The sequence below is a fragment of the Tolypothrix sp. VBCCA 56010 genome (genome assembly GCF_050875635.1).
GTDB lineage: Bacteria > Cyanobacteriota > Cyanobacteriia > Cyanobacteriales > Nostocaceae > Hassallia.
This window is the reverse complement of record NZ_JBPAOH010000268.1, coordinates 1-5,694: the sequence shown is the minus strand read 5'-3', so window position 1 is coordinate 5,694 and position 5,694 is coordinate 1. Positions and strand designations below refer to the sequence as shown.

General features: G+C 50.9%; 2 tRNA genes and 3 rRNA genes. All 5 read left to right on the top strand.

Annotated elements, in window-relative coordinates:
• Positions 1–46 precede the first annotated feature (46 nt).
• The 5 genes from AABK37_RS40060 (at position 47) to rrf (ending at position 5,634) form a co-directional block, all read left to right on the top strand.
• Positions 47–1,568 (top strand): 16S ribosomal RNA (locus AABK37_RS40060).
• A 255-nt stretch (positions 1,569–1,823) separates the two neighbouring features.
• Positions 1,824–1,897: transfer RNA gene (locus tag AABK37_RS40055), tRNA-Ile, on the top strand.
• 78 nt (positions 1,898–1,975) lie between these two features.
• A tRNA-Ala gene (locus tag AABK37_RS40050) sits at positions 1,976–2,052 on the top strand.
• Positions 2,053–2,461: 409 nt separating this feature from the next.
• Positions 2,462–5,357: ribosomal RNA gene (locus AABK37_RS40045) — 23S ribosomal RNA — on the top strand.
• A 165-nt stretch (positions 5,358–5,522) separates the two neighbouring features.
• Positions 5,523–5,634, top strand: a 5S ribosomal RNA gene (rrf, locus tag AABK37_RS40040).
• Together the 16S, 23S and 5S rRNA genes with 2 tRNA genes alongside form the textbook arrangement of a ribosomal RNA operon.
• Positions 5,635–5,694: the final 60 nt, after the last annotated feature.

Genomic DNA, 5,694 nt, shown 5'->3' with positions numbered 1-5,694 from the left:
AGCAGGACGTTTACTTCGGAGCGATCCGGAGTAGATCAAGATTAATACTATGGAGAGTTTGATCCTGGCTCAGGATGAACGCTAGCGGCAGGCCTAATACATGCAAGACGAGCGGTAAATGGTTCAGCAATGGACTATGAGAGCGTCGTAAGGGTGCGTAACACGTATGCAATCTGCCCTCAACTGGAGCATAGCTCGGCGAAAGCCGGATTAACTCTCCATAAGATCGTAGTGCGGCATCGTACAGCGATAAAAATTCCGATGGTTGAGGATGAGCATGCGGATGATTAGCTAGTTGGTAGTGTAACGGACTACCAAGGCGATGATCAATAGGGGAACTGAGAGGTTGATCCCCCACACTGGCACTGAGATACGGGCCAGACTCCTACGGGAGGCAGCAGTAGGGAATATTGGACAATGGGTGCAAGCCTGATCCAGCCATGCCGCGTGCAGGAAGAAGGCTTTCTGAGTTGTAAACTGCTTTTGCCAGGGGATAAAAAGAGCGTGCGCGCTTTATTGAAGGTACCTGGTGAATAAGCCACGGCTAACTACGTGCCAGCAGCCGCGGTAATACGTAGGTGGCAAGCGTTGTCCGGATTTATTGGGTTTAAAGGGTGCGTAGGCGGTCGATTAAGTCAGTGGTGAAATACGGCAGCTTAACTGTCGAGGTGCCATTGATACTGGTTGACTTGAGTACTGATGAGGTAGGCGGAATGGACGGTGTAGCGGTGAAATGCTTAGATATCGTCCAGAACACCGATAGCGAAGGCAGCTTACTAAGGAGTAACTGACGCTGAGGCACGAAAGTGTGGGGATCAAACAGGATTAGATACCCTGGTAGTCCACACTGTAAACGATGATTACTCGATGTTGGCGATACACGGCCAGCGTCTTAGCAAAAGCGATAAGTAATCCACCTGGGGAGTACGCCGGCAACGGTGAAACTCAAAGGAATTGACGGGGGTCCGCACAAGCGGTGGAGCATGTGGTTTAATTCGATGATACGCGAGGAACCTTACCTGGGCTAGAATGCCCTTGACAGATCCAGAGACGGATTTTTTCGCAAGAACAAGGAGCAAGGTGCTGCATGGCTGTCGTCAGCTCGTGCCGTGAGGTGTTGGGTTAAGTCCCGCAACGAGCGCAACCCTTATCTTTAGTTGCCAGCATGTCATGGTGGGGACTCTAGAGAGACTGCCCGCGCAAGCGGAGAGGAAGGAGGGGATGACGTCAAGTCATCATGGCCCTTACGCCCAGGGCTACACACGTGCTACAATGGCGCTTACAGAGTGTTGCGATCCTGTGAAGGAAAGCCAATCACAAAAAGAGCGTCTCAGTTCGGATTGCAGGCTGCAACTCGCCTGCATGAAGTTGGAATCGCTAGTAATCGCGCATCAGCAATGGCGCGGTGAATACGTTCCCGGACCTTGTACACACCGCCCGTCAAGCCATGGGAGTCGGGAGGACCTGAAGCCAGTTGCTGAGAGGCGCTGTTTAGGGTAAAACCGATGACTGGGGCTAAGTCGTAACAAGGTAGCCGTACCGGAAGGTGCGGCTGGAACACCTCCTTTCTGGAGATCTGGTTGGAAACAGGTTTACGAGCAATCGTGGAGCCTCATACCAGAACACCTTGGTTAGGTCCGCTATCAGGCAATCATTCGAGATATTGAAATAGCTTTTAGCTATGAGCTTTTAGCTGTTAGCTAAGAAGCAGGACAGAGCAGGCGCAAGCCTGAGCTAAAGGAAGCAGAGACAAGGACAAGCGGAAAGCCATCGTACGCACGACCGGCTAACAGCTCACAGCTAGAAGCTAAAAGCTAGTTAGAGGGCGTGTAGCTCAGGTGGTTAGAGCGCTACACTGATAATGTAGAGGTCCGCAGTTCGAGTCTGCGCATGCCCACTGTAGTCGCCAGGCCGGAATGGAAGGTGTACAGGAGAGTGAAGTCTCCGGTCTACGCTGAAGTTCAGGCGGACCAAGGGGGGATTAGCTCAGCTGGCTAGAGCACCTGCTTTGCAAGCAGGGGGTCATCGGTTCGAATCCGATATTCTCCACCAGGAAAGAAAGAGGCAGCCGCCAAACGAGGCGTTGCCGCAGGAAAAGAAGTATTGAAGTATTGAAAAGGAAAAGGAGTTACAACGCCTCACCGGATCTGCATCGGTAGATCGGCCAGGGGCAGGTAGCTCGCGGCTGTCAGCGGGAAAGCTGAGAGCCACGTTTCCAGATGTCCACGTCGTCCATCAAGCGAGCCGCTTGTTGGAACACGGAGGACTAGACACTGGAGAAGAGTTCATTGACATGTTGAAGAAAGAGTAGTAATAAGTAGTAGTGGTGTGTCGTAACCAGCAATGGTGTAAACACATATAACTAGATACAATTTAAGCGAGCATACAAGGTGAATCCACTGTCACTGTGAAGTGGCAGATGCGATACGTGCCTGGGATGTCTGAGAAGACGTTCCGGGATTATAGAAGTAAGAAAGGGCGTATGGGGGATGCCTAGGCTCTCAGAGGCGAAGAAGGACGTGGTAAGCTGCGAAAAGCTGCGGGGATCCGCAAACAGGAATTGATCCGCAGATGTCCGAATGGGGAAACCCGGCCGCAAGGTCATTCCGATGCAAATCGGGAAGCAAACCCAGGGAACTGAAACATCTAAGTACCTGGAGGAAGAGAAAACAATAGTGATTGCGCCAGTAGTGGCGAGCGAAAGCGCAAGAGCCCAAACCTGAATAGTTAAGGCTATTGAGGGGTAATAGGACTACATAATTGAAGTCGAGGAGATCTGAACGGTATGGGAAAGCCGGCCAAAGAGGGTGATAGCCCCGTAAGAGAAACTGAGATAGAGAGGTAGTATCCTGAGTAGGGCGGGGTTGGAGACGCCCCGTTTGAATTTGCCGGCACCATCCGGTAAGGCTAAATACTTTTGAGAGACCGATAGTGAACCAGTACTGTGAAGGAAAGGTGAAAAGCACTCCGAACAGGAGGGTGAAAGGAGAACCTGAAACCATACGCTTACAAGCGGTCGGAGCTTCGTAATGAAGTGACGGCGTGCCTTTTGCATAATGAGCCTACGAGTTACTGTCACTGGCGAGGTTAAGCATTATAGAGATGCGTAGCCGGAGCGAAAGCGAGTCTGAATAGGGCGCATAGTCAGTGGGAGTAGACGCGAAACTTTGTGATCTACCCTTGGTCAGGATGAAGTTCCGGTAACACGGGATGGAGGTCCGAACTAGTAAACGTTGAAAAGTTTTTGGATGAACTGAGGGTAGGGGTGAAAGGCTAATCAAACTGAGAAATAGCTCGTACTCCCCGAAATGCTTTTAGGAGCAGTGTGAGGGTTGAGTTTGTTAGAGGTAGAGCTACCAATTGGACTAGGGGGAGTCACATCCTACCAAATCCAGATGAACTCCGAATGCTAACAAATATACCTTGCAATGAGGGCATGGGTGCTAAGGTCCGTGTCCGAGAGGGAAAGAACCCAGACCTGCAGCTAAGGTCCCAAAATCTATACTAAGTTGAACTAAGGTGGTTCAGTTGCTGAGACAGCCAGGAGGTTAGCTTGGAAGCAGCTATTCCTTTAAAGAGTGCGTAACAGCTCACTGGTCGAGCGACAGAGCATCGATAATAATCGGGCATCAAGTATAGTACCGAAGCTCAGGATTCTTCCGATTCGTCGGGAGAGTGGTAGGGGAGCATTCTATCATCGGAGAAGCCGAGGGGTCACCTGAGGTGGAGAGGATAGAAAAGCAAATGTAGGCATAAGTAACGATAAGGCAGGTGAGAACCCTGCCCACCGAAAGACTAAGGGTTCCGCGGCAATGTCAATCAGCCGCGGGTAAGTCGGGGCCTAAGGCGAATCCGAAAGGAAAAGTCGATGGACAATTGGTTAATATTCCAATACCGATAACATGAGCGATGTGGAGAAGGAGTAGTGAAAGTTCTGCGACCGGACGATAGTGGTCGTTTAAGGGTTTAGGTATATCGTTTCCAGGCAAATCCGGAGACGGTGCTGAAACCTGAAAGTAGGAGAAGGCTTCGGCTGACTCTAGTGAACGTAATCAGACTTCCGAGAAAATCCGCTAAGCATATTGTGTTATTGCCCGTACCGCAAACCGACACAGGTAGTCGAGGAGAGAATCCTAAGGTGCTCGAGAGATTCACGGCTAAGGAACTCGGCAAAATAATCCTGTAACTTCGGGAGAAGGGATGCCTAATTTCTAGCAATAGAGAAAGGTCGCAGAGAAATGGCCCAGGCGACTGTTTAACAAAAACACATGGCTATGCGAAATCGCAAGATGAAGTATATGGCCTGACACCTGCCCGGTGCTGGAAGGTTAAGGGGGGAAGTTAGCCGCAAGGCGACGCTTTGAACTGAAGCCCCAGTAAACGGCGGCCGTAACTATAACGGTCCTAAGGTAGCGAAATTCCTTGTCGGGTAAGTTCCGACCTGCACGAATGGTGTAACGATCTGGGCGCTGTCTCAGCCGTGAGCTCGGTGAAATTGTAGTAACGGTGAAGATGCCGTTTACCCGTCACGGGACGGAAAGACCCCATGAACCTTTACTATAGCTTCACATTGATATTGGGAAAATGATGTGTAGGATAGGCGGGAGGCAGTGATCTGGTGGCGCTAGCTATCAGGGAGTCAACGGTGAAATACCGCCCTTTATTTTTCCGATATCTAACCATATTAAGTTATGGGACATTGTGTGGTGGGTAGTTTGACTGGGGTGGTCGCCTCCGAAAGTGTATCGGAGGCTTTCAAAGGTATGCTCAGTACGCTTGGTAACCGTACGTGGAGTGCAATAGCACAAGCATGCTTGACTGTGAGACAGACAAGTCGATCAGGCACGAAAGTGGGATATAGTGATCCGGTGGTTCTGCATGGAAGGGCCATCGCTCAAAGGATAAAAGGTACTCTGGGGATAACAGGCTGATCTCCCCCAAGAGCTCATATCGACGGGGAGGTTTGGCACCTCGATGTCGGCTCGTCACATCCTGGGGCTGGAGAAGGTCCCAAGGGTTGGGCTGTTCGCCCATTAAAGTGGCACGCGAGCTGGGTTCAGAACGTCGTGAGACAGTTCGGTCCCTATCTGTGATGGGCGCAGGAAGTTTGAGAGGATCTGACCTTAGTACGAGAGGACCGGGTTGGACCAACCGCTGGTGTACCGGTTGTCGTGTCAGCGGCACGGCCGGGTAGCTATGTTGGGACGGAATAAGCGCTGAAAGCATCTAAGCGCGAAATCCACCTCGAGATGAGACTTCCTTACAGGGACGTCAGAGACTATGACGTTGATAGGCTGCAGGTGTAAAGTCAGAGATGGCAAAGCTGAGCAGTACTAATTACCCAAACGCTTCATAATAGAAGCCTCACCTGGGTCTTCGGATCCGGGTGAGGCAGCGAAAACAATTAACACCAGGCATGCTCGCTTAATACTATTCTTTCTTCCAACATGTCAACGATATTGACGGTGTTCCAAACGAGGAATACCGATCCGCGGTCGCCCAGGCGTCCGACGGAGCGATCTTAAGGTGACTATAGCGGTGGGGATCACCTCTTCCCATTCCGAACAGAGAAGTTAAGCCCACCAGCGCTGATGGTACTACGGTAAAACGCGGGAGAGTAAGTCGTTGCCTTTTTTTATTCCTTCGCCCTATGCGAAGTCAAAAGCCTCAATGGAAACATTGGGGCTTTTTTGT